The organism is Alteromonas pelagimontana, assembly GCF_002499975.2.
Lineage (GTDB): Bacteria > Pseudomonadota > Gammaproteobacteria > Enterobacterales > Alteromonadaceae > Alteromonas > Alteromonas pelagimontana.
In genome coordinates, this window is record NZ_CP052766.1 from 1666508 (window position 1) to 1691652 (window position 25145).

18 protein-coding genes and 1 pseudogene are annotated in these 25145 nt (G+C 45.0%); 7 read left to right on the plus strand and 12 right to left on the minus strand.

The annotated features are described in order from the left end of the window. Window positions 1-190 precede the first annotated feature (190 nt). Both CA267_RS07520 and CA267_RS07525 read left to right on the plus strand, forming a co-directional pair. Complete coding sequence (locus tag CA267_RS07520; RefSeq protein ID WP_170669029.1) at window positions 191-361, plus strand: hypothetical protein; 171 nt, start codon at window positions 191-193, stop codon at window positions 359-361. A gap of 663 nt (window positions 362-1024) precedes the next feature. Further along, window positions 1025-3244, plus strand: a complete 2220-nt coding sequence (locus CA267_RS07525) for a GspE/PulE family protein (RefSeq protein WP_075608056.1) — start codon at window positions 1025-1027, stop codon at window positions 3242-3244. 480 nt (window positions 3245-3724) lie between these two features. On the opposite strand, the gene CA267_RS07530 is transcribed toward CA267_RS07525, so the two are convergent. Continuing rightward, window positions 3725-4477 (minus strand): sugar-binding protein, encoded by a 753-nt coding sequence (locus CA267_RS07530; protein WP_083638271.1) that lies wholly within the window; start codon window positions 4475-4477, stop codon window positions 3725-3727. Window positions 4478-4762: 285 nt separating this feature from the next. Here CA267_RS07530 and CA267_RS07535 point away from each other — a divergent pair, with 285 nt between their 5' ends. Beyond that, window positions 4763-5845 (plus strand): coiled-coil domain-containing protein, encoded by a 1083-nt coding sequence (locus CA267_RS07535; protein ID WP_075608055.1) that lies wholly within the window; start codon window positions 4763-4765, stop codon window positions 5843-5845. Window positions 5846-5926: 81 nt separating this feature from the next. Here CA267_RS07535 and CA267_RS07540 read toward each other — a convergent pair whose 3' ends face one another. Beyond that, entirely contained in the window at window positions 5927-9970 is a 4044-nt protein-coding gene (locus tag CA267_RS07540; protein ID WP_075608054.1) for a hybrid sensor histidine kinase/response regulator transcription factor, read from the minus strand. A 611-nt stretch (window positions 9971-10581) separates the two neighbouring features. On the opposite strand from CA267_RS07540, the gene CA267_RS07545 reads away from it, so the two are divergent. From CA267_RS07545 to CA267_RS07555, 3 genes are all read left to right on the plus strand, one after another. Next, window positions 10582-10869 carry a YebG family protein gene (locus CA267_RS07545; RefSeq protein ID WP_075608053.1) on the plus strand — a complete coding sequence of 96 codons (288 nt, stop codon included), beginning with the start codon at window positions 10582-10584 and terminating at the stop codon, window positions 10867-10869. Window positions 10870-11005: 136 nt separating this feature from the next. Beyond that, a complete protein-coding gene (locus CA267_RS07550; RefSeq protein WP_075609947.1) occupies window positions 11006-11731 on the plus strand; it encodes an ABC transporter ATP-binding protein in 726 nt (241 codons plus the stop codon). Then, a complete protein-coding gene (locus tag CA267_RS07555; protein ID WP_075608052.1) occupies window positions 11728-13005 on the plus strand; it encodes an ABC transporter permease in 1278 nt (425 codons plus the stop codon). The genes CA267_RS07550 and CA267_RS07555 overlap by 4 nt, the downstream gene beginning before the upstream one ends. A 152-nt stretch (window positions 13006-13157) precedes the next feature. On the opposite strand, the gene CA267_RS07560 is transcribed toward CA267_RS07555, so the two are convergent. The 7 genes and pseudogenes from CA267_RS07560 to CA267_RS07590 form a co-directional block, all read right to left on the minus strand. Beyond that, window positions 13158-14753 (minus strand): methyl-accepting chemotaxis protein, encoded by a 1596-nt coding sequence (locus CA267_RS07560; RefSeq protein WP_075608051.1) that lies wholly within the window; start codon window positions 14751-14753, stop codon window positions 13158-13160. A gap of 507 nt (window positions 14754-15260) precedes the next feature. After that, window positions 15261-16259: a LacI family DNA-binding transcriptional regulator gene (locus CA267_RS07565; RefSeq protein WP_075609946.1), complete on the minus strand. Its 999-nt coding sequence runs from the start codon at window positions 16257-16259 to the stop codon at window positions 15261-15263. 112 nt (window positions 16260-16371) lie between these two features. Beyond that, window positions 16372-17706 carry a glycoside-pentoside-hexuronide (GPH):cation symporter gene (locus CA267_RS07570; RefSeq protein ID WP_075608050.1) on the minus strand — a complete coding sequence of 445 codons (1335 nt, stop codon included), beginning with the start codon at window positions 17704-17706 and terminating at the stop codon, window positions 16372-16374. A gap of 21 nt (window positions 17707-17727) precedes the next feature. Further along, complete coding sequence (locus CA267_RS07575; protein WP_075608049.1) at window positions 17728-19065, minus strand: GH1 family beta-glucosidase; 1338 nt, start codon at window positions 19063-19065, stop codon at window positions 17728-17730. A gap of 430 nt (window positions 19066-19495) precedes the next feature. After that, on the minus strand, window positions 19496-20224 hold the full coding sequence (locus CA267_RS07580) for a HugZ family pyridoxamine 5'-phosphate oxidase (RefSeq protein ID WP_075608048.1): 729 nt from the start codon (window positions 20222-20224) through the stop codon (window positions 19496-19498). Between the two features lie 14 nt (window positions 20225-20238). Next, window positions 20239-21039 carry an ATP-binding cassette domain-containing protein gene (locus CA267_RS07585; protein ID WP_170669030.1) on the minus strand — a complete coding sequence of 267 codons (801 nt, stop codon included), beginning with the start codon at window positions 21037-21039 and terminating at the stop codon, window positions 20239-20241. Then, a pseudogene (locus tag CA267_RS07590) lies at window positions 21036-21461 on the minus strand (FecCD family ABC transporter permease); the annotation flags it as partial. The gene CA267_RS07585 and the pseudogene CA267_RS07590, both read right to left, overlap by 4 nt. An 89-nt stretch (window positions 21462-21550) precedes the next feature. Between CA267_RS07590 and CA267_RS07595 the strand changes: the two are divergent. Next, window positions 21551-22435: an IS982 family transposase gene (locus tag CA267_RS07595; RefSeq protein WP_170669017.1), complete on the plus strand. Its 885-nt coding sequence runs from the start codon at window positions 21551-21553 to the stop codon at window positions 22433-22435. On the opposite strand, the gene CA267_RS07600 is transcribed toward CA267_RS07595, so the two are convergent. Genes CA267_RS07600 through CA267_RS07610 form a run of 3 tightly spaced genes read right to left on the minus strand, consistent with a single transcriptional unit; the run spans window position 22432 to window position 25132 of the window. Continuing rightward, window positions 22432-23112 (minus strand): FecCD family ABC transporter permease, encoded by a 681-nt coding sequence (locus CA267_RS07600; RefSeq protein WP_075608047.1) that lies wholly within the window; start codon window positions 23110-23112, stop codon window positions 22432-22434. The genes CA267_RS07595 and CA267_RS07600 overlap by 4 nt on opposite strands. Continuing rightward, a complete protein-coding gene (locus tag CA267_RS07605) occupies window positions 23109-23996 on the minus strand; it encodes a heme/hemin ABC transporter substrate-binding protein (protein WP_075608046.1) in 888 nt (295 codons plus the stop codon). The genes CA267_RS07600 and CA267_RS07605 overlap by 4 nt, the downstream gene beginning before the upstream one ends. Further along, on the minus strand, window positions 23996-25132 hold the full coding sequence (locus tag CA267_RS07610; RefSeq protein ID WP_075608045.1) for an HmuY family protein: 1137 nt from the start codon (window positions 25130-25132) through the stop codon (window positions 23996-23998). The genes CA267_RS07605 and CA267_RS07610 overlap by 1 nt, the downstream gene beginning before the upstream one ends. Window positions 25133-25145: the final 13 nt, after the last annotated feature.

Consider the following 25145-nt stretch of genomic DNA (forward strand, 5'->3'; position numbering starts at 1 on the left):
TATTTTTTATACCACAAAGATCAACACGCTCTAGTGAAATACACGCGGTTGCAGGCGGTTTTATGAGCGAATGGTTCACCAGAAAAATGAATTCTTTTGGCTATGCCGCTGACTATTTCTATAACAATGTAATGATTGGTAACGGCGTTGTTGATGATATGGCGAAAATGGTACGTTGAGTAAAATATCTATGAAAACTGAATTATCAGCTAATGAAATTATGCAAGTTTCAGGCGGCATGCCTCTATGGTTTGCGGTTGGTGGAACTATCTCTACTTATAATTGGATGCTAGACCAAGCTGAAGCATTTGGAAGAGGTTTGGGTTTGGGCTTCTACGATGGTATGCATTCGCGCCGTTAAAAAACAGGAATAGCTGAACCGCAAGAAGGCCGAGGAATCTTTTGCCTTCTTCATAAAAATATCGTTCACATTTCTCTTCAGCTAGAATTTATTGCTCGTCTTGCGCGATACGATAAGCAATACAACTTTCTTTAGTTACGAGCAGCGGAGGCTAACTTGTCAAAACGGAAAATTACGCATACTAATTTATCGAAGCTAGGACTTATTAAGGGATTATCCGCCATCAGCGCAGCCCTTTGCTTTTTTACCGGAGGTTCACAACAACTGAACTACCTATAATCGTTTTAACTCTAGCGCTAACGCTCATAGTATATACCTGTTTGCTTAATCAACTTTAGTGCAATGTCAGCGACATTTAGGTATATCTTCATCTGTAGTGGAAAATATTGATAGTTAATCGGGTGGCTTACAGTAAGTGTTCTCCTGATTTCGCATCAAGCTAAACCGGTTAAATTACTATGAAAAAGGGATTCTCCATCGTTTTCATCTCTACTTATGTTTAATAACAATGGGTTGCTTCAAAAGTGCTAGACTACCTCCAGATACTAACAGTAGGATAGGTTGAAATTCGTCATATCTATCCCTAAGCATTTTTCTTGGCCTCTTATGAGTTTAGAAAAGTACAAACGCTAAAATATCAGGGATTTGCAAAAGAAGTCGCACATGCTGAGCACAACCGTACAACAAGCACTCGATGAAGTTAACGGAATACTGAGTGGTCATTCATCGCTGCTGGATGCGTATCAGGAGCTTGAGCCGATCATTCTGCAATTGTTCGATGCCAAACGCATGAGCATTTTTCAGCGGCGCAGTCAGCACCAGGATCTGGTGGCCCGTTTTAAAACTGGCGCAGAGACCATGGAAATTAAGGTTCCCATCAGTCCTTTATCCATTGCCGGTTATGTAGCGCTGTCTCAAAAGCCTCTGATGATTTCAGACCCCTATGACACTCATGAATTGCAGAGTATTCACCCTCGTTTGCGATTTGCAGGTAAATTTGACCGAACTACCGCTTTCAAAACTCAAAACATTCTATGCGTGCCGGTAATGAACGCAGGGGTATTAATGGGCGTCATACAAATCATCAATAAGCAGGTGGGAGCTTTCAATGATACTGACCTGACCCTGGCTCGGGATCTAGCTGATATTTTAGGAAATAAATTTCGATATGAGCTGGGAGGTACAAATAACCCTTTTGATTTGTTACTTCATCATGGCATTCTTACCGAAAGGGTATTAAAAGAGCTTGTAGAAACCAGCCAGGACAATCGCCAGATAATCCAAAGGCTCATGTCTGAGCATCGACTCAGCGAAGCCCAGATCGGCAACTCCCTTTCTATTCACTTTCAGGTACCTTTTTTACCTTATTTACCCGATAAATATCACCTTTACCAAAGTGACAGCAGGCTGAACCTATCCTACTTAAAGCGTAACTTTGTTGCCGTAATAGCAGATGTGCGTGACAAACCCATTGTACTTATGGCTGAGCCCAATAACGCTGCCTTACTAATGGAAATTGAAAGTGCCCTGGGCATTGATGTGTATGATATTGCTGTAGGTCTTCCCTCTCACATACTGCAGTATCTGGGGGAAGGGGGCGGCAATGGCGCGCCGGGCGAAATGAGCGAAATTCTCGATGAAATCGGCTTAGCGTCAGAAGATAAAGAAGAGATGCTTGATGAGCTTTCTGATGATGCCCCCGCCGTAGTACGATTGGTGAGCCGTATTTTGCATGATGCCAAACGACTCAATGCTTCTGATATTCATATTGATCCTGAAAAGAACGCTCCTACGCGAGTGCGCATGCGAATTGATGGTGTCTGTCGGGACCTGAACCAGGTGCCAAACTCACATCATAGTGCCGTTATTGCCCGTATAAAAATAATGTCAAATCTGAACATTGCAGAAAAGCGAGTACCGCAAGATGGCAAGTTGGCATTTCGGATGGGCGGCCAGTTGGTTGAAGTGCGGGTGGCGACCATTCCCACAGTTGCGGGTGAAGGTGTGGTGATGCGTATTCTGGCATCAGGCGGCGCCATGCCTATTGAAAAGATGAATATTGCTCCGGCCAGCATGACGCGACTTGAACAAATGATAAAAAAACCACATGGCATTTTGTTAGTTGTAGGGCCTACCGGTTCTGGTAAAACAACCACCCTGCACGCGATATTAGGTTATTTAAACACGCCGGAGAAAAAGATTTGGACCGCCGAAGATCCGGTGGAAATTACCCAACCAGGTTTACAACAAGTCCAGGTAAGTCCGAAAATAGGATTTACTTTTGCCAATGCGCTGCGCGCCTTCCTACGGGCTGACCCTGACATTATTCTTATTGGTGAGATGCGGGATAAAGAAACAGCCCATGCTGGTATTGAAGCATCCCTAACAGGCCACTTGGTCTTGTCTACACTTCATACGAATTCAGCGCCAGAAACTATTACCCGTTTATTGGACTTAGGATTAGATCCCGTCAACTTTTCCGATGCCTGTGTAGGCATTCTTGCGCAACGCTTGATTCGAACAATATGCGCAAAATGTAAGGAACCATATGAAGCCTCAGCTGAAGATATTTCTTTCATTGAGCGTCAGTATGGGAAGGAATTCATTGGCGAACTGCAGTTAGATACGCCCGTTATGCTCTATCGAGGAAAAGGTTGTGATGAGTGCGGCGGAACCGGCTACCGTGGCAGGACCGGGGTACATGAGTTGTTGGGTATGACGCCTGAACTGCGTTCTTTGGTATATAAGGAAGCCAGTGTTTCCGAAATGAAAAAGCAAGCCATGACTGACGGCATGCGCACGCTTGTGCAAGATGCCATTTATAAAGTCATAAAAGGAGACACCGATTTGGCACAAGTGCAGATCGTAGGCGGCGGAGATTAAAATTACTGTACCGAGACGCCTAAACACGTACTTACTCAGCAGGAGCCTTTTGCCTTGCTGACAAATAATTCTACGCTGCCATGGTGACGCCAGAATGCCACTGGTAAAGCTTCAGGAAACTGGATGCCAGTATCCGAAGGGATGAAAAAACGCTACCGGCGCAGCCTCTTCAAATAGACGATTAGTACAGTCGATGTAAAAGGCGGCCCAGTTTATTGACCGCTATTATAATTAAAAACTATTCCCATCGAAGCAATTAGCGTTTCCAGCGGCTATGAGGAAATGCTCGGCCTACTTCGATAGCTGCTCAAAAGACATTTGATCAACGTGATGATGCGGGCAGAACAACATGACTTATGCCGCACTCCCGCCCTCGCAAGGTTGAAGATGTTTACTTCTATCAATCACACGCCACGCTGCACAAACTCTATTGCACCTATCGCGCCTGGCTCAACAGGCGAGTGACACCAATCGCTATAGTTAAGGCTTCACCAGAGTAAGTTTTCCAAATACGGAAGCATCAATATAGCCACGATTCATATCGCCATTTACTGGTTCAATGGCGTGGGAGCCGACGAAATGTTCGCGTTCAGCGCTGCCGTCGTTATCACAATAGGCCACCATAAAACCCAATGTTTTATTCTCTGATAACACCACAGGTTTCCCCGGTTTTGACATTGAATAGCTATCTGGATAAACCTTTATTGCCACTTCCCAGGTTAAGGGGAAAGGAGCCTCATCGCTACGTGTCCACACACTTTTAACATGATCATTTAATAACACCACTTGCTCTTTTTCGGAGGTGTTATTACCGAAATCTGCCACATTACCATCTAAAGCAACGTGATAAGCGAAGGCATTGTAACTGTGTAAGTGGTTGCCACCTGAAGTATCCTCATCCAGAAAAATCTCTAGCGTGTCATCATCCCAGTACTGGACCTTTGGATTAGGATGCGTATCTTCCAGTTTATCGTCAACTATCTCTACTAGCAGGTACAACTGCCCTTGATCCCAGGCAGCTTTATAACGTCCTGAAAAATCCTGAGGAGTGGGCTTTTCACCTACCATTAACTGATCAATTGGATGCCATTCAGCCTTTGCCCAAACTGCTTCATTACCTTTACCATCAATGGTAACGGGCGATGCGGAGAAAATTGCATTTTCTGCCTGAGCTGAAGCGCTTAAACAACTGAGCATCGCTAAAGAGCTCAGCAGCTTTTTTTGTAAGATCATAATAAAACCCTGTTCGTATCTGGATACCGATTGCGTATTATTGTGTAAAAATTACACATTCTATAACGGTAGTCACAGGCACCTTTCAAGCCTCTTTCTGACACCGCCTAAAATGCAGGCTACCACTGAAGGGTAACCCTTTGCTATTAAAAATGTTTTTCCCGTGAATTCTGCTTCTTGTGTAAGAAGCCGTGTACTAGAAGGTGTGGCGCCAATGTTGCAACCTCAAGAAGATGAAATACCCCAAGCACCTCTCCTGTGTGTTTGATATGTAAGGAGCCAAATATGACAATTGGTCAGTTACCTGCAAATGCTCTGGCAGAAATTCGGACAATTAGGAACCAATCAGGTGATTTTGTTACTGAATCTTCTGGCGTTAGAACTTCTCCCCAGGAAGCACAACCTGTGACCGATCACTCAAACCAGCAAGGGTTGCGGGAAGAGACTTTGCAACAGCGGTTGGAGCGCCTTCGAGAGCAACAAGCGCTTCGCCAGGAAGAGCGCGCTCAGGCTCAACAACAAGCGCGGGAGCAGTTACAGGAGCGGATTGACGAGCAAGTGTCGAATAGGGAAGAAAGGCAGCAGGAACGAGCTGAACGCACTGACAGTCGAGTAGAGAATAGACGAGAGCGTGTTCAGGAGCAGATTGAGCAACGTGAGACGCGTCAAGCTGAGCGGACAGAAAATATTGAAGAGCAGGAGCGTGCGCGAGAAGCACGCGTTCGTGAAGAAATTGAACAACGTGAAGATCGCCAAGAGGAGCGAGTTGAGCGGCGGGAAGAAGAAGAACAACGTCGTGAAACGCGGATAAGAGAAGAAATCGAAGCCAGAGAGCAGCGCCAGAGGGAACTCGCAGAGGAAATTCGCGAGCGAGAAGAACTACAGCAACGCCAACGGGAAGCTGACCTGGAGCAACAAGAGTTATATGCTGAACGACGTGCCGAGGCAGAGCAACAAGAACAAATAAACGAAGAGGCTGACGCGAGAGCTGAAGCGGGCGCTGATGTCGTTTCACAAAATGCCGATACCCTTGCTACTCAAACGAGCCCTACGTTGCAACAACAGCAGGCATTAGCGGAAGCAGAGCAGGAAGAGGCTCGTTTAGCGGCGTTAAGAGCAGAGAACCCTGTTGAAGTGGATACAACAGAGGAACTTATTGAGGTATTGCGCGAAGAAGCCGAGGTATTACAAAACCTTATCGACGCACAAAACGCGTTAGCAGAGGAAAACGGGGCGGAGGATTGGAATTCGGAGCTGCGTACGGTTCAGGATGAACTTCAGCAGGAAGTGGCAAGAGATGCTCGGCGTTTACAAAATGGTCAGCCTGCATCTGCCCGATTAGGCAATTTTATCGATGCGATAAGTTAGCCTTCGGGCAAGTTGTCAGCCCGGGTCGCTTTCTTTCTTATTGAGGTCGAGGAACGCCAAAATATATTAGCTGAATCGCAGCTACACAGAATCTGTTACAGGTTCACCGATCTTCACGGAGCCTTTTTCCCCGCTTTCCAGAAACTGAGTAGGCGTAGCTCCATAGGCCTCTTTAAAGCAGCTACTGAAATACGAGGGCGAACTAAAGCCGACATCATAAGCTACCTGAGTGATTTGGGTTCCGTTCAGAAGCATTGCTTTCGCCTTTTTTAGTCTATATTGTTTGAGATAATCAACAAAAGTGAGATCGAACATCGCATCCATCTTGCGATGAAGCTGCCGACCGCTCATTGCCATTAATTCCGAAGCTTTTGTCCGGTTAAAGCCCTCTTCCATATAATGGGCTTCCAAAAGACCAGATAGCTTTACATAAAACGACTGATCTTTTTCGTTAGCGAAGTCGGGCAATTTTTCATTTTCTTCGCAGTCAGTTGCAGAATTTCCTATTTGTTCACAGAGACTTTTTGTAATCGTATTTCGAAGAGATAATAAGTTCTGCACGCGGAGCTTCAACTCCCTCTTTTCCACCGGCTTTGTGAGGTAGCAATCCACATCTGCTACCAGACTTTCGGTGAGGGTTTTGCTGTCGCCTCTTGCGGTCAACAGTACTATTGGAATATGGGAGATAACGTCGTGCTCACGCACCGCTTTCGCTAATTCAAGCCCATCCATTTTCGGCATCATAAAGTCAGTGACAATTAAGTTTGGAACAATGGCTCTAGCCACTTCCAGAGCATGTTTACCATCTTTGGCAGTGGCACACCTATAATCAGTTCGCAAGACATCATGAAGATAAGCACGCATCTCCGCATTGTCTTCTACTATTAATACAACCGGCTTGGAAGAGCCAGCGTCAAATTCGGTCACGTCGACATCAGGTTCTTCATTTTCTTCAACAATAGGGATTATCGGTGCAAGTGATTGTAAGATGGGTGACTCGGTTTCAAACATGGGTAAATGAACAGTAAAACGACTCCCCTGCTGCGGTTGACTTTTTACCGACACCCAACCGCCGTTGGCAAGAACCCTTTCTTTAACTACCGCCAGCCCTATCCCCACACCATCTTCATCGCCTACGTTTTGCAACCGGGTAAAGCGATTAAATACAGTTTTCACCTCTTCCTCAGTCATTCCAACGCCATTATCCGACACTGTGATAACAAGATGGAGTTCGCTACAAGATACCTTTACAGAAATTCGCCCGCCTTCAGCGGTATACTTCACTGCGTTTGAAACCAGATTAAACAGAATCCTTTCCAGCGAATCCTGTAGTAAATGAATGGTGCCATGGCCAGATGTTGTATAGGAAAAGGACTGTTGTTTAAGATCCGCCAGAGTCTTGACGTTGGCTATAATCGCGGGCAACGTGGTATCTAGGTCATAAGCTTGTTTGGGTAATTCTTTTATAGTTTCTAGCCGTTCAATTTCAAGCAGTTGGTTTACCAAACTTTGCAAGCGTTTAGCGTTGCGTGCAATCAAATCTATACGCTCCAGATTACCTGCATCATCTGGACTTTCTTTAATTTGCTCAAGCGGACCAATAATCAAAGATAGTGGCGTTCGCAATTCATGAGAAACATTGGTGAATAGAGTTTGTTTGCGTTGTAAAATACGTTTTATAGAGGAGTTGCTATCCTCGAGCGCCACCTGTTTTTCATTTACCATTCCTGATAAACGGGAGCCCTGTATAGCAATAGAACCCTTGTACCGGCGGTAACAAAACACCAAAAACAACAAAAAGACAGTGCCATAAATAGCAAAGGCTTGCCAGGTCAACCAGAAAGGCGGTAGTACCCGTATCTTCAACGAAGATACAGGCTGCTCCGCCTTACTACGAGGATCCACTACTCTTGCCTGGAATTCGTAATTACCGGGGGATAAGGAGGAATATACGATTTTAGGATGTGATGATTCTGCTTGAATCCATTCATCATTAAGACCTTTAAGTCTGTATTCAGTAGAAAGATAATTTCGTTGCAGATAATTTGTCACCGTTAACCCGATTTCAAAAATAAACTCCGAATATTCTACAATTAACTCTTCATCTCTTTCTATCGCCTCATAGAGCCTCTTATTAAATGGTACGATGATATTTCTCTTATCATCAAACGCGCTAAAATAATTTAAAGTTACGAAACTCTTCTGTGCTTTATAGCTCTCAACCGCCTGAATAAACTTTTTATTGTCTAAAATATAATTGAAGTTATCCCCGATAACGACTGTATATTTATTTGAGCCTACTAATCCATTGTATTCAAAATCAAAATCTTTAATGCCAAAGGTAGACCCGACTTCGAAAATTTCGTTTCCTGCCTCATCTATTGTAAATAGCCCAGAATTAGTAGATACAAGAAACCGATTTGCGCCCAGCTTGCTAAAGCCACGTATATAATCTGAATCAATTTTTTCTATATCCACAATTTTTCTATCAAGCTTGGATTGACGTTTCAACCCAGAGCCAGAAGTACAAAACCAGTAAAATCCTTCCCCATCATCAAATAGACACGTGAAAGCACTGAGGTTAAAGGGATAATTTTCGGTAATTTTTCTAAATTTTCCTGCCGGACTTAGAGCATAAACTCCAACAGCATTTACACCGATAGCCAGATCTCCACTTTCTAAAATATCTAAGGACGAGACACCTCCGGAGAGAAAAACTTTATTGTAGGCGTTTGAAGAAGAAATAAGAAAATCTCCACTTCCAGTTTCCACAGCCAAGTACATTTCGCCATCTTCATTTTCTTCAGCATCCAAGACCGATGTAAAATCAGTTACACCAAAAGGAATAGAATATTTATCTATAATACGCCCCTCAGTCAAACTTACGACATATACCTCACCTTCTTCACTAACTACCGTTGTAATCTCTTTTGAAGCTTTTGCAATTAATAATCGTGATTTCGTATCTGTCCGGATCTTACGAGAGCTTCTTGATTTAATATTGTATAATCCTACTTCGGCATCTGAGGTATAAATAAATTCTTCGTCGTTAACAAATTTAGCTTCTTTTATATTTTTTTTAAAAATTTCGCCTAAGTGGTCCATGAAAGAAACTGCAGAAGTGGTAATCGGTAAGATAACAAGACCTTTTTGAGAATCTAGAGCAAAGAGATTGCCAATATCATCAAATATAAACTCTGTGGTAATTTGAACTGATTCGCCTGCTAAAGTAGGGTAGAGAAGATGAGGAGACGTGAAAGTTTCCTTTTCAATATTTACCTCATAGAGTTTTTCTGCCGAAACCCATAATTTTCCGTTCGGATTTCTCTTTATATTATTTATTTCATCTTCTGTTCGCGGTTTAGATGTACCTTTTCCTCTCCTGGAGATCGTTTTCGTTTGGTAATTATCTCTCCGAATTATAGTTAAGCCTATATCTGTTCCAATATATATCTTATCTTTCTCTACATAAATGGCAGAAAGTTCTTTAGCGTTCTTGAAATATTTATTTTTTTTAAGTAAAGTCCAGGAGCGGCTGGTAAGCGATAGTGAATAAACACCAGCATTAGAATCTATCCACCACAAAACATTTTCGTCCTGATCCATCTGGATAGCCATTACAGTTCCGTTTACGTGAACCCCGAGAGATTTTAGATCATAAAGATATTCGAAGGATTGACGATCGATAAACAAAACATTGTTTATAGTCGTAATAGCGATAACATCCTCATTGGATGAAAATTTCCAGTAAGAAGTGAGTAATTGTGAAGGTAGATTTAGCTTCTTGAAACGCTTGCTAATACCGTTAAATAGATAGAGCCCATCGCCGTACGCTGCGATGAGAAGTTCGTTTTTATTTATCTCTTTTATGTCAGTGATATAGCTACTATTTAAAACGGTGTTTTTGCTATGTAAATGGATAGTCTCATTACCCACCAAACCATAAAGACCATTCTCTCCACCTAACCATATGCCTGAATCATTCACAACGATCGCTTCTAAAACACCAGTAGGCGCATCTTTCGTTGAACGGGTAAAATTTACTAGATCCAGATTGGTAGCAAAGCTGCTTGAAAAGAAAAAACCTAATATAAAAAATAGGACTTTGATACATCCTTGTCTCATTTCTCACCTTCCTTGTCTCTAATTCAACTGCGGACAATGATCGCTTTGCTATCCTAGCAAGCAGGTATTCATATGAATATTCTAATGTAATCTGACGATAAAAAAGAGAGGAAAGTAAGACTAAATGAGCATATATAACAACTTTAGAATTATAATGCGTGAACTTAATGAGAAAGAACTAGCTTTGGTTAGTGCGGGAATGACCACTAACATACTCTTTACCTCACCGAATGTGGTAAAGCCGCGGAAGCCGCCCCCCATAGGCCGTATAGATTAAGGTGCTTAGGCAGTTTATGTTTGGTGAACATCATTTGTTCACCATCATTAGCTCCATAACATAACGTGCTAATGACAACGCCCTAGGATCAACTAGGCGGGGGTTGGGCACGCGCCATGTCATTGCGAGTTCCCCTTTCAGGTTTTTTCTCTGTCTAAACAGTTGCCTCACAAGCTTACTTAAGCACGTATTTTCAGCAGCGACTGAAATAGGCGGACCCCTCCTGTGATATGCTTTTCTTGCTTAACGTTAAAATTAATCCTTTGCACTGTTTATTTATACAGTTATTTGCGGTAGGGTATTAGCTCATCCTTACAACTTGTTGGAGCAATTAATGGCGATTAGTACACAGTATGTCGTAACTCATAAGGGAGTGGAAAAACTCGTGACCTCTGATAAGAAAGCCGCTGATCAATACGATAAGATGCTAGAGGTTGCTGATAATTTAGCAGGTTATATTCATGCAAAAGGTATCAAGCTTGAAGTGGATACGGCTGAAGAGTTATCTATTCTGCTGGCGAAAAACAAAGATATTGTGGCACGTTTGCTTAAGGGTGCGCCGCTGGAAAATGTTTTAGAAGCTGAGTCTGCCGAAGTAGTAAAGTTAAAAGCTAACGGTTAGCTTTGTAACATTTAGCGGGAGAAAAGACAGGAGCGGCAGCAGGCAGGACATTTTGCATTGAAAGGGAAAGGCGCTCACTGTTATAAAGGGGCATTAATGCGTAAAGATGTGAGAAGCCGTGTTCAGTAATATTACAATGCCTCAGCCCGCTCAAGCTGCTTCTACGGTGCCGTGCCGAAATGAATCTTCGCTGGCTGTTGCCCTGCGGGATATTAAGTTTGCCTACCATAGCGGCGAAGCTGATGTAATCCGAATTCCTCAGTGGTCGCTCGGGCGTAATGAGCATTGTTTTATTGCGGGTGCCTCAGGTACAGGAAAAAGTACATTTCTAAATTTAATTACTGGTGCCCTGTCGCCGAATGAAGGTGAAATACGATTACTCGATCAACCGTTTTCAGCATTGTCCGTGCGTCAGCGGGATAAATTTAGGTCCCGGCATATAGGCGTAGTGTTCCAACAGTTTAACCTTATTCACTATTTGTCGGTGAGACAGAATATTGAAGTTGCCGCATATTTTGGCGGAAGCGGCAAAGAGCTGACAGAAGATAAAATTCATGCTTTGTTTGCTGGCTTACAGCTTTCTGAAGATTTGCTAGAGAAGCGTGCAGATAATCTCAGCGTTGGTCAACAACAACGCGTAGCGATTGCTCGCGCACTAATTAATGCGCCGGAACTACTGATAGTAGATGAACCCACTTCTGCATTGGATGCCAGTGCTAGAGATAAGTTTATGGAACTACTACTAGCGACCGCAAAGGCCAGCGCTGTGATATTTGTTAGTCATGATCCTGCTCTGGCTGGGTTCTTCAAATACAAGATTGATATCTGCGATATCAATCAGGCTGCCCGGAACAGATCATGATCTTTACTATTGCCGCCGCCAGTTTAAAAAACCGATGGGTATCGGTGCTATTAACACTGATATCAATAATTATCAGCGTTAGTCTGTTGCTGAGCGTTGAATTTATCAGAAGTCAGGTCCGAGAGAGTTTTACGCGGACGGTTTCTGATGTTGACATGATTGTGGGAGCTCGAACGGGTCAGCTAAACCTGCTGCTATATTCAGTGTTTCGCATCGGGAATGCTACGAATGGAATCAGCTGGGATAGCGTGTCTCAGTTAACCAGCCAGCCGAATGTAAAGTGGTATATTCCGCTTTCTCTGGGGGATGCCCATAAAGGATTTAGAGTTGTGGGAACCAACAATGACTACTTCAAACATTTTAAGTACGGCAATAAGCAGTCGTTAAATTTTGCTGATGGAGATGAGTTTATTGACGATTATTCGGCTGTGTTGGGTTCGGAAGTCGCAGCAGAATTAAACTATACCATCGGCTCAAAAATTGTGATCTCTCATGGATTGGGAAAGGTCAGCTTTACGCATCACGACACGCATCCTTTTACTGTCGTGGGCATTCTGGCTCCGACAGGAACGCCAGTTGATAAAGCAGTTCACGTGACATTACATGGCATTGAAGCCGCCCATGAACATGGTACGTTACCCTCTTTTCACAGGCAAGGTGAAGAGGCGGCGTCAACTTCAGCTGAAGAAAAAGGTGACTCCCATACCCTTTCAACCTCCCCTCCCGAAAAAATTACGGCGTTACTGTTGGGGTTGGAGAATCGAATTGCAGCGTTACAAGTTCAACAAATAGTAAATCAGTATAAGGCGGAGCCGCTATTGGCAATTTTACCCGGTGTGGCTTTAGCTCAATTGTGGCAACTGATGGGTAATGTAGAGAAGCTCTTACGGGGGATCTCCTTGCTGATTTTGTTTTCGTCGTTGATAGGGTTAATGACTATGCTCCTAGCCTCGATGCGCGAACGGAGACATGAAATTGCCTTACTTCGCGCTGTGGGTGCCGGCTCCCTAACTATTCTCTGGTTGGTACAAGCTGAAGCGTTAATAATTACCATCAGCGGTTGTGCCCTGTCTTTTGCTTTAGTGAGTGGGCTGCTACATATTTTCTCAAGCTTACTTAATCAACAATACGGATTATTTCTCACAGGGAATCTTTTCACTTCTACCAGCGCGATAGTAGTACTTAGTGTGATTGCGGCTACCTGGTTATGCAGCTTTGTGCCTGCAATAGCTGCCTATAAGCAGGCTTTACACACTGGATTAAACCAACGCTAAAGAATTATTACTGCGCTTTTGGCGTACATCCCAGAACTGTGAACATTATAAAGGCAGCTGTTCGCAGGATACTGCTTCGCGACTTGTTTTAACTGCCATCCGTTTAGTCGTGAGGCAGGTTACGCTACTCAGTTGTTTATTTAGCTCTGGTATCAGCGTTTGTCATCGTATCCCCTCGAACTTTTGTTAGTGAAGCGGACGATAACGGAATGTACCTGATTAACGGTATCGCGAAGTTTCATGCTGGCATTCAATGATGCTTCGGATGAGCGTTGAGTATCGCCCGCACTTTCTGCAATTTCGGAAATTTGCTGATTGATATGGTCAGCCACAGAACTTTGCTCCTCCACTGCTGAAGACATTTCGACAGTTTGTTCTGCAATGCCGCCTACAGCGACATTAATATCAGCCAAGGTCTGTCGCGTTTCCTCCACGATTTCTGTTCCACGTTGCGCGGATTCCAACCCCGCATCAGACACTCTTACAGCTCTTTCAGAACGTTCCGCTAAGATCTTAATTATGTTGTGGATTTTGTCCGTAGACAGTCGAGTTTTGGAAGCAAGAGAACGCACTTCATCGGCAACGACGGCAAATCCCCTGCCTTGCTCTCCGGCTCGCGCCGCTTCAATAGCTGCATTGAGCGCTAACAGGTTAGTCTGCTCTGCAATTGTTGAAATAATACTGGCGGCCTCACCGATATCTGAGGTGGATTGTGCTAGTTCGCGCACTGTCTCAGAGATCGAGTTTACCGCCTCTTTCAGTTCCTTGATCGCTTGCAGTGCAGCATCCGCTTTGCGGTTTCCGGTTTCGACATTGCTAGATGCAGACTTAGCACTTTCTGCGTTCATTTCTACTCTTTCAGCTACTTCCTGAATCGCCTGAGACATTTGCATCACTGCAGACGCAATTTGTTGCGTCGCCTGATTTTGCTGAACCACCGCGCTACTGGTGAATTCCGCCTGTTCATGGGTAGTCGTGGCTATATTATTCAGCCCAGCAGCGGCATCCTCAATCCGTGTCAGTGCAGTGCGACTGCGCGCAAGTTCACAAGCTAATACGAGTTTTGCGCGGGATCGCGCGCCAAAATCCCCAAAATATGTTTGAGCGACTAACGCGTTACTGTAACTCTCCGGGCTTAGCGCCATAAAAGCAGTCCACTCGCTCTTGACTTTGCTAAGCGTCCAACCCGCTATAGTCACCAAACCAGCAATACAGACGGCCGCAGCCAACCAACCGCCAAGAAAGCCCACTGCTACCACTAACGGAAGGCCGATCAGCCAAAAAGGAGTGTAAGCCTTTACGTAATGAAACAATAATTCGCTGACAGCAGCACTCGACTTACCGGCTCTTAATCGTGAATACCTTCTTTCTGCGCGCTGAATTTCAGAATCGAGCGCGGGAACACGTACCGATTCGTATCCAACAACTTCAGCTTTATCAAATACCGGTGTGACGTAGGCAGATACCCAATAGTGATCGCCATTTTTTCTTCTGTTCTTGACCAATCCCATCCAAATCTTGCCAGCTTCAAGCGTGCTCCACATTTCTTTAAAAATACTGGCAGGCATATCTGGATGGCGAACGACATTGTGGTTCTTTCCCACCAGCTCTTCTCTACTGAAGCCGCTGACTTCAATAAATTCCTTATTGCAATGACTTATGACCCCTCTGCGATCTGTTGAAGATATTAACCGCGATGTTTTGGGAAACTTGTATTCTTTTTGTGTGACGGGCTGGTTATTGCGCATAGATTTTTCTTACTCCACTTTGCCGATAAAACGTGGCGGCTCCCTCGTGGCTTAGATACTCGATAGTATCAAACACCTCTGTGAGTTTAAAAATAGAACATGTTTCTACTTTTGGACAATTGACCATAGAGAAAACAGGGTATTAGAGGATACATTAAGGGAAATTTTTATATAAGGCGAATTTCCTTTATTTTATGTGCAATTGCAAGCCACCGCACTTATAAAGCGTTTCTGAATAAAATATTCGCTGTAGATGATTTCGGGTATTTAATAATAATCAGCCTTAATGTGCTCAGCTCAGAGATAGAGGAATCAGTCTAATCAAGGCGCATTAGTATAGCTATTTGCTGTTTCGCCCTGCGCACACAACCGTTACAGATGCTTCTGCCTTTATGCCGCGTTAGTAACAGTGTTTCATAACGTCGCCAATGGCGAAAAAGCGGTACCAGGAAACAGAGCAGATCCTGTAAAGAAACAAGAGTAGATAGCTGTAATGACAGTTATCGATCAGAGATTTCTCGTCGTGCCCCTGACAAGAAGTTCAGGTTCGAGAATGTGCGTTAGCGTCATTTTATGATCGCCATAGGCGTGGTTTAAAATCCACCGGGCAGCCATTGCGCCAATATCACGCACCGGATAATTGATGGTAGTTAATGCTGGCGTGAGATAACTGGAGAAGTCTATATTATCGAAACCAATAACAGAAACATCTTCAGGTACCTGTTTTCCACGCGCTCGTAAGGCGTTAATAGCACCAGACGCCATTTCATCATTCGCGCAGGCAACAGCCGTAAAATGTTGCTTGGCATCAAACAATTCATACACCCCTGCCTCACCAGATTTCGCCTGAAAGTCTCCTTCTACCATTAATTCGGGGTTGTATTCGATACCCGCTTCAGCAAGCGCTTGCTTGTGACCTATCAACCGATTTACGCCATCAGCTTTAAATAGCGAACCAGAGAGATACGCAATGTCTTTGTGGCCTTGCTCGATAAGATGACGGGTAGCCATGTAGCCACCTTTAACATTGTCCAGGCTGATGCAGTTATCACCAATGTCTTCGATATATCGGTTCACTATCACCATAGGAACATCTTGTTTGGCAAGATGGATGAGATAATCGTCGCTGACAGCTTCAACATGCAAAATCAACGCATCACAACGCCGGCTTAACAGCGCCTCAATTTCCTGCATTTCTAGCGCTTCGTCACTGTGACCTGTAGCAACAAACATATGCTTTTTAGCTTTGCGCAAAACATGTTCAGAACCGGCCATCATGCTACCAAAAAAAGAGCCATGCAGCTCCGGAACCACGTATCCAATGGTGTTGGTTTTATTAGACGCTAACGACGCCGCGAGCACATTATGGCGATAACCGAGTTGAGACATAGCATTTAGCACTAGCTCCCGTGTTTTTTCTTTTACCGTGTCGGTATTATTAATTACCCGCGATACGGTTGCTGAAGAAACTCCAGCGAGTTCGCTTACCTGCTTGATCGTCACCATATTTTTATCATTCCTGATGTCACCAAACGAATGTTGGTACCATTTTTTCTTTAACCGAAATTTACGGGTTCTGTTGTCGGCGTGAGGCCGCGCGGGAGCAATTTTTTGGGTTTCAGGCCAGTTGAGTCCGACGCAACGCAAGTTCACTCTGCATTGTTGCTACCTCGTTGGTTCCTAATTTATACCAGCGCATAATAATCGCAACACCTATTGATGCGATAGCAGGATACATGCAAAAAGAGAGGACGATACCATCAGCAACAGCAGGCTTATAAACATTAGCTTCATACCCGTACAGCGCCAGTAACCATCCGCATAAAGCGCCACCCAACGCCAACCCCACCTTTATAAAAAATACTACGGTAGAATAGGTGATTCCCGTTAGCCGAACCTGGGTTTTATATTCGCCGTAATCAGCGACATCGGCAATCATAGCCCACAGTAACGGTGTGGCCATTTGCAATATTAATCCCCATAGAAAATGAAGACTGATTGCCGTCCACCACGCATCTTGCGGGATAAAAAAATTGATAAAGCATATCGCCGCACTAATTAACTGCAAAGCAGCGTACGCTTTTACTTTGCAAATTACCCGTGCAAGAGGATTGGCCAGACCGCAGCCGATGATACTCCCGATCATACCAGCCGTCACAAACGTCGTAACGTCATCGGGACGCTGCAAAACATATTTTACATAATAAATTGCCAGCGTGTTGCGTAGCACCATTCCGGTAAGAAGAACAAGGGCAACCACACAGAGTACGCGGCATTGGTCATTCTGCTTTAGCGCTGTTAACTGGGTCTTAAACGAAAATTTTACACCACTGGTGGGCTTAACCCTTTCCCGGGTTCCGACAAAACAAAGTATGAACAACAACATTCCCAGAACACTCATGGCAATCATGGTGTACTGATAGCCAAGCGCCTGATCTCCCTGCCCAAAATAATCTACAAGTGGCAAGGTAAAGGAAGTCACGAGTAAGCCGCCACCCATAGCGAAAACGAAACGATATGACTGAATGGAGACACGTTCCTTGGCATCCGCGCTCATTACTCCGCCAAGGGCCGAGTAGGGAATATTAATCGCGGTGTACATCAACATTAGCAAAGCGTAGGTACCAAATGCGTAGTAATACCGTCCTTGTGCAGAAAAAGGTGGTGAGGTAAAAGCAAGAATACTGCATAAAGCAAACGGCAGCGCAAGCCACAGCAGGTACGGCCGATATGATCCCCAGCGGGTACGAGTATGATCTGCCATCGCCCCCATCAAAGGATCGGTAACTGCGTCAAAAATACGCACCACGAGAAACATGCTGCCCACAGCCGCTGGCGCAAGCCCGATAATATCAGTGTAGTAAAAGGTGAGGAACAGCATTACTGTCTGGAAGATGAGATTACTGGCGGTATCTCCCAGACCATAGGCTACTTTTTCGCGCTTACTGATCATGCACACACCTGTTTTTTTTCATTATTTTTTGCGTTCAGACAACATCTTTTGTAAAGCGAAGGCGCTGGCTTTCGGCGTGCGCTTTTGAGTTTTATAATCTACGTAAACTATACCAAAACGTTTTTCATAGCCTAGCGCCCATTCAAAATTATCCAACAGGCTCCAGACAAAATAACCGGCAAGCTTGACGCCCTGAGCAGCTGCATCACTTACCGCATCCATATGGGATTGCAAATAACGCAGACGCTGAGTGTCATCAATTCTTCCATTTTCTAGCACATCATCGCTGGCAAGACCGTTCTCGGTAATAATAACAGGTGGAAGTTTATAATCGCGATGTAACTGTACCAGCAGATCGGTGAGTCCCTGCGGATACACTTCCCATCCCATGGCCGTGGTCTCACACCCATCTGGAGGAGGAAGTTGGTCAGGATCTTCAGTGCCATTATCTTTAACAACCGCACGGGTGTAATAATTCACCCCTAAAAAATCAATGGGTTGAGAAATTATTTCCATATCATTTTGTTCGATTACCGGTTTATAGGCCTCGGGCAAACTTTCAAGCAATGCTGGGTATTTTCCTTCGATAATAGGCTGAATATACCAATTGTTAAAATGTTCGTGCACGAGCTGTGTTGCCGCGCGGTCTTCAACTGATTCTGATGCCGGGTAAAAAGGCGTAAAATTAAGCACGATACCACACTCTGCCTGCGGCGCATTTTTACGGATCACCGGCATTGCCAGACCATGAGCGAGCAGCAAGTGATGAATGGCTTTTTTACCGTATTCCTTACCTACCTTTCCTGGAGCATGAACACCAATTTCATAACCAAGATAGGCGCTACAGAAAGGCTCATTGAGCGTGGCATAGGAAAACACTCTATCGCCAAAAGCCTCGGTGACCACATTCACATACTTAACAAAGGCATGGGCAGTTTCTCTGTTAAGCCAGCCGCCTTTATCTTCAAGAAATTGCGGCAGATCCCAATGATACAGCGTCACGTAAGCTTTTATCCCTTTATTTTTCAAGGCATCTAGCATGTTGATATAGAAAGCCAGCCCCGCCTGATTCACAGTGCCGTCCGCCTTCATAACACGCGGCCAGGAGACAGAAAAACGATATGCGTCGACGTTCAGCGAACCTATAATTTCAATATCTTCCTGCCAGCGATTCACGTGATCACAGGCAATCAGTCCATTACTGTTATCCTGGATTTTACCGCTCTGTTCACAAAAAGTGTCCCAAATAGAACGCTCTCTATTTGTAGCGTCACCCTCGATTTGGAAAGAGGATGTCGCCACACCAATGGTAAACATAGGATCGGCAAACGGTGTATTGGGCTTCGCAATTATAGCCATGACGGAGAATTTTTCCCGAAAGTAATTTATGTAAAGTATGGCGAAATCTAAACGCTGGGAGCAGGCTCAAATTTTTATGTGGCTGTCTTTTCTTCGTAGCGCCTAGTAACAACAGGCTTCGCCTCAAACCTTAATATTTTACCATTACTTGTAAGCGCTTTCATTTGCTATCACATATTGTTTACATAAATTTTTTAGTTATGGCGTTATGAAAGTTGATATAGCAACAAACGCCCCGGTGCCTGAATAAGACCGTTTTCCACTCATTGCCATGGATAAAGAAAGAAGAAGGAAGTGCCTGCAAAAGGCATGATCTAGCAGGCATCGCCTATTTCAGGCAGGACATGGTAAACCGGATTATTCACATCGTTCTGCTTATACTACTCCACCTTGATATGGAATTAGTTCAGAGATAGAGGAATGCATCTAATCAAGGCGGTGTATTACTTAGAAAAAGACGCGCTTCCTGACTCAGTCTTACCAGCGCTTTTCTCACGTCCGTTGGCGTTTCACATGGTGTGGCAAATGGCACATACACCGGAGAGTTATCTGCAGCCAGGTAATGTGCGCCCTCAGGAAACACACTGCTCATGGTGATATTTTCAGCTTTTACGTCAAAGTTGGCTTGCAAAATAGCTTGCATGGCATCCTGATGCTCCTTGTTCATGTGGTCAATCATATTGCTGGGATCACTATGCCAATCCTGAGCCTCTACCTGCCAATATTCCTTATTTATCCAGTGAATTTTACCAAACCCGCCGATAAAGCGGACTCGCTCGGTTTTGATTTTGTAAAAATAAAAATCGTGAGTTTGTTGATATTTTCGTGCTTGCGGGAATAACCGGTAATACTGCGCAGCAATTGTTTCGTTATCAAACAATTCAGCGTTACCCATAATTGTTACCCGTCCGTTAGACTGGGAATCGTCTTGCTCAGCGTCAAAAATCGTCAGGCTTACCTTATCATTAGCTTTGATATTTCGTGTATGTAAGGCGATATTACTAATGTAGATAATGGCATCGCCCTGCGCGGTAAGAAAAAAAGGAACTACCGAACCGAAGGGATATCCGGGCATGGATGTGGAATGAGTGCTTAATACTCCCGAATGTTCTTTGCGGCAGAGGTGCTTTGCCTCGATTGCAATATTAAGAATTGTCATAATGAAACCTTATTCTAAAAAGAAATAAAATGTGAGCCGTCTTCCCGATACAGCACCGCAATTTCCGTTTGAAAACATTGTGTAAGGTAGTGCTGCGTCAACACCGCTTTTGGCGGGCCTTTCACGAGACAACCGCCATTAGCGAGCAGTAAAATAGTGTCGCAATAAGGGGTAATCAAATTAATGTCGTGACTAACGCAGATTATTGCAAGCCCAGCCTGCTTTAAACTTTGTAGCGCCACCATGACAGCTTTTTGATGGCGTATGTCCAACGCCGAAGTCGGTTCGTCCAACAGCAAAAGCTTACCGGTAAAATCTGCAATATGAAGACGCGTACCCACGTTTAACAGCTGCAGTATTGTCTTGGCCAAAAATACCCGTTGCCGTTCACCGCCTGAAAGGGTTTGTATATTGCGCGGGATCAGGTGGCGGATATCAAGTAATTGAGCAACATCGTTAATTAATGCCAGTGCATTTGCGGTGGATTCTTTATAACGGCTACGTCCTAACAGTAAAATTTCTTCTACCAGAAATCCGAAGGGCGCTGTAGTAATTTGCTGCATCACCGCCCGCTGGCAAGCCATTTCCTTAGGATCATAGCTATTCAATAACCGGTTGTTCATTCTCACTTGGGTATTAGCGGTATCATCAGTGCCGCTAAGATGAGCAAGGAGTGAAGATTTTCCGCAGCCGTTTTCTCCAATTACGCCGACAAACTCTTTGTTGGCAACGGTAAAGCAAAGATCTTCCAGCAAAACCCGTTTACCTTGTTTCACAGTCAGCCCTTCCACTTTTAGGATAGCGGGCGTTTTCACAATAGCCTCCCGGATTTGGATTTTTGCTGCCACAACAGGTATAGAAAGAACGGCGCGCCGATTGCTGAAGTGACAATGCCAATAGGTATTTCCAAAGGTGGAAACAATGCGCGGGAAAGCGTGTCGGCGACAATCAGCAACAGCGCTCCCAACAATCCGGTCACTGGCATCAGGTAACGGTGGTCAACGCCGAACAGGGTTCTGCCGATATGCGGAACAACTAAACCGACAAAGCCGATAATTCCACACAGCGCTGTTGCCATTGCGACTGCAAACGCCACTAGCCAGAGCAACAGGGACTTGTAGCGCGTGACGTTTAAGCCCAGATACAGCGCGTCTTTTTCGCCCAAGGCCAGTAGGTTCATGGCGCTACGGCAGCAATATAAACCTATGCAACTGACAGCGGCCGTTGTTGTAATTAACCCCAATCCTGTTTAAGAAATTGAACTAAAAGCCTGTTCCAAGATCGGATCTTTCGACAAAGAAATGACCAAATCAACAAGGAACAGGCATGAAGAATCTAGTTGAATTATTTTGCGATGTCGATGACTTTTGCAAAGTGTTTATTCCCCAATGGCAAAAGCAGCTACTTGAAGACGGCACCAGAAGACGACGACGTGAGTGCCGTATGTCAATGAGTGAAATGATGACAATCATCATCGGTTTTCACATGTCACATCATCGCGATTTTAAGAATTATTACTCGGGATATGTAAGAGTATTTTATCGCAACGCATTTCCGGATTTGCTTAGTTATACGCGCTTTTTAGAAGTGATGCCGCGAACAATTGTGCCCATGTGTGCCTACTTCAGTACTTTAAAGGGAAAGCCTACAGGCATTGAATTCATTGACTCTACCAGCCTAAAGGTTTGCCATAACATTCGCATACCTCGCCATAAAACCTTTGACGGGATAGCGCAAAGAGGAAAAGGAACAATGGGCTGGTTTTACGGCTTTAAACTACACTTGATAGTGAACCATCTGGGTGAAATCGTGGCGACAAAAGTGACGACGGGGAATGTCCATGACACAAAACCTGTCGAAGAATTAGCTCGACATTTACCCGACAAATTGTATGGCGATAAAGGGTATTTGAGCAAAGCATTAGAAGCTAATTTATTTGAGAAAGGCGTCAAACTTATCACCACGGTTCGCAAAAATATGAAAGCAAAAGCGATGTCTTTATGGGACAGAGCGATGCTATCGAAGCGCTTCATTATTGAAACTATCAACGACCAATTAAAGAACATTTCATACATTGAGCACTCAAGGCATCGGAGTATAAATGGTTTTACACTCAATTTAATGGCTGGTCTGGTGGCTTATTGTCTTAAAGAAAACAAGCCATCCCTTAATATCAGTGACATTGAGCGCAATGCGATGGTTGTTGCTTAAGCCGATCTGGGGTTAATTATTGTCAGCGTTGACCAGTTAGCTCCTGCCAGACTACCCATTGTCCAATAGGAAATTTGCCGCAGGGCATCGTCGCTGGCGACGTAGCTTACCGCGCCAATCACTGTACCGGTTAGCGCGTTAATTGCCACGCCCGCTAAAATTAAAGTGGCAACAGATAATCCTGCCGGCGTGTTAGCAAGCCGAATTACCAGCCAGACTGCGGCAAGTGCACCGCCAAACGCCCATATTGTCACCCAGTATGGCGCTAACTCAGCCATGGCTGGAGGAAATACAGCCATACTTAACGTTGCCGCGGCAGCAGCGCCACCCGAAATTCCAATAAGACCGGGATCTGCCAACGGGTTTCTTACCAATCCTTGCATTGCACACCCGGACATTCCCAACATGGCGCCTATCAACCCAGCAAGCAGTACTCGTGGCAAACGCAACTGACTTACAATATAAGCTGGCGTAGAGAGTTCCGTCGGCAACGGCCCCGCCCTTAACCAAGACTGCAGCAATGCGCTAAAAGGAATAGGAAAGTTTCCGCTCATTATCGCAAAGTAAGCTGCTAGCAGTAGAAGCGCGAAAAGCACTGCAATACCTACCAGCCTCGCTCGATGGCGAGCGTAAAAGTGGCGATTGTCCGGTAAGACCTCTGGTGCTTGGGCAATCATCGTATTTTAGTTTGTACTCGAGTAGCAGCGCGAGCCTGCCCGGCAATCTGCGTGACAGCCTGAAGAGCCTGCGCGTAGCGAGGCGATAAGCCAAGCCCGATACTGCTTTTGAGCGGCGCAATAGTACAATGCTGACCAGCGGGAGTGGCGGCCAGTGCGGGATGGTCGCAAAGGCGCGTAACGGCGCTATCGTCTGTTGCAGCATGACTGGCAATTAAAATAAAGTCAGGCCGTGCCTTAACAATCGATTCATTATCCATCAGCTTGTACTGGTTTACTTGCTTGGCGGCGTTACTGATTCCTAGCGCGTCGAAAAGCGATTGGGGCACGGTGTCGTTACCCGCCACTGTAAGACCGCGCTCACTGTTTGCCACCACAAATAAACCCGTAAGACCGGCAATATCAGCGGCTTTCGCTTGAGCTCTGGCAGCTTCAACGTCCTGCAAGATAGTGCGTTTTAGTTCATCACCTGCGGCATCTGCATTCAGCAGCTTCGCTACTACAGATATCATTTCTATCAACCCAGCCAAACTTCGTTGCTCGTCTAAAATGGTGACATTCACTCCCGCGCCGGCAACTTGATTAAGCATAGCGTCGGGCCCAGTAGCCTGAGCTCCAATAAGATGAGTGGGCTGCTGCCCCAACACACCCTCGGCGCTTAACTGCCGAAAGTAGCCAAGCTTGGTGATAACCTCTACTTCAGGCGGATACGTGCTGGTGTTGTCGGTAGCTACCACAATATCGCCCTTACCCAAGGCGAATATAATTTCGGTTACGCTTCCACCAGCGCTGACAACTCGTATAGCCTCAGCCTGCGCTGGCATAGCCAGCCACAGACCAAATGACAACACTAATCCTGCAGCGGCTTTCAGATTAACTTTCATTATTCACCAACAGGGTCAAAACGGAAGCTGTAATTACCTGATGTTCCCTCATCATCATAGTAACTGGTGATCTGAAATTTATATGTTGTCTCGCCTACCTTGATCAGATACACGCCAAACTGGGAGTAAAGCAGGTGGCTGGTGGTGTCGTAGTAATACCACTGCTGATTATCAAACGCATAGCGGGTTACCTGATTGGCGCTAAAGCCATAATAAGGTGCGGCTTCGGCATCAATACCAGCAAAGGTCGCTATATCGGTTTTTAAAACCGTAGCATCATCGGGAATAGTTAGCGCAAACTCAGCAGCGCCGTCACCACAGGGAATGGATAAATCCCAGCCATCAGCCGCAGTAACGATTTGCTGAGTATCAAAATCGACATATATATCTTCGCTACACCCAACCGTGTTTAGATTTAAAGACACTTCATCGGCAAATTCACTGGCGCCATCCAGGCTGCTTTGATGCGCAATTCCAAGGATAAGTTCGCCTAATAAGCGGCCTTCGGTCTGGATATCAGTGATACGAAATTTGGTATAATTTTCGTCTGACGCCACTACGTAATACACATCATCGGCGGCGGTAACCACATGCGTGCTCATGTCATAGTTGTAGAAGGTATCGCCGATAACCTCTGATTCTGAGTCGGTAATAAATTCTTCAGCCGCAGGTATCGATGCGGCTTTAACCGCAAGATAATCATCTAATTCACTATCGACTGTTGCATTGAGGAAGCTGCTGGCAATGGGTTCACCGGCATTATCATAAAAATCTGCGTTGTTGCCGGTAAAGTAAACGCTGACAGCCGTATCTTGATGGGTATTTACCATCACCTCTGTGCGGCGAAACGCAATATCCCATTGAGTGTCTGTTGCAGCCGCGGCTTCAGATAAGTCCACCACTTCGCCTGAGTCTAAATCGAAGTATACCGTAGCAGGTTCACTGGCCGAGCCGGTGCTGTAAGGACCGTAAATAGTTCCTTCTACCACTGGATTGGTGTTGTCGTCGTTGCCGGTACCTTCGTCTGAACCGATTTGGGGTGTGGGCTCAGTTGCAGGCGAATCTGAACCTGAGCCACCACAGGCGGTGAGCATTGCGATACATGCTATGATGAAAAGCCAGCTTGGCGTTTTCATAGGAACTCCTTTT

Coding starts and splice junctions, on each gene's coding strand:
- CA267_RS07520 (WP_170669029.1), top strand. CDS start 191: ATGAAAACTGAATTATCAGCTAATGAAATTATGCAAGTTTCAGGCGGC.
- CA267_RS07525 (WP_075608056.1), top strand. CDS start 1,025: ATGCTGAGCACAACCGTACAACAAGCACTCGATGAAGTTAACGGAATA.
- CA267_RS07530 (WP_083638271.1), bottom strand. CDS start 4,477: ATGATCTTACAAAAAAAGCTGCTGAGCTCTTTAGCGATGCTCAGTTGT.
- CA267_RS07535 (WP_075608055.1), top strand. CDS start 4,763: ATGACAATTGGTCAGTTACCTGCAAATGCTCTGGCAGAAATTCGGACA.
- CA267_RS07540 (WP_075608054.1), bottom strand. CDS start 9,970: ATGAGACAAGGATGTATCAAAGTCCTATTTTTTATATTAGGTTTTTTC.
- CA267_RS07545 (WP_075608053.1), top strand. CDS start 10,582: ATGGCGATTAGTACACAGTATGTCGTAACTCATAAGGGAGTGGAAAAA.
- CA267_RS07550 (WP_075609947.1), top strand. CDS start 11,006: ATGCCTCAGCCCGCTCAAGCTGCTTCTACGGTGCCGTGCCGAAATGAA.
- CA267_RS07555 (WP_075608052.1), top strand. CDS start 11,728: ATGATCTTTACTATTGCCGCCGCCAGTTTAAAAAACCGATGGGTATCG.
- CA267_RS07560 (WP_075608051.1), bottom strand. CDS start 14,753: ATGCGCAATAACCAGCCCGTCACACAAAAAGAATACAAGTTTCCCAAA.
- CA267_RS07565 (WP_075609946.1), bottom strand. CDS start 16,259: ATGGTGACGATCAAGCAGGTAAGCGAACTCGCTGGAGTTTCTTCAGCA.
- CA267_RS07570 (WP_075608050.1), bottom strand. CDS start 17,706: ATGATCAGTAAGCGCGAAAAAGTAGCCTATGGTCTGGGAGATACCGCC.
- CA267_RS07575 (WP_075608049.1), bottom strand. CDS start 19,065: ATGGCTATAATTGCGAAGCCCAATACACCGTTTGCCGATCCTATGTTT.
- CA267_RS07580 (WP_075608048.1), bottom strand. CDS start 20,224: ATGACAATTCTTAATATTGCAATCGAGGCAAAGCACCTCTGCCGCAAA.
- CA267_RS07595 (WP_170669017.1), top strand. CDS start 21,551: ATGAAGAATCTAGTTGAATTATTTTGCGATGTCGATGACTTTTGCAAA.
- CA267_RS07600 (WP_075608047.1), bottom strand. CDS start 23,112: ATGATTGCCCAAGCACCAGAGGTCTTACCGGACAATCGCCACTTTTAC.
- CA267_RS07605 (WP_075608046.1), bottom strand. CDS start 23,996: ATGAAAGTTAATCTGAAAGCCGCTGCAGGATTAGTGTTGTCATTTGGT.
- CA267_RS07610 (WP_075608045.1), bottom strand. CDS start 25,132: ATGAAAACGCCAAGCTGGCTTTTCATCATAGCATGTATCGCAATGCTC.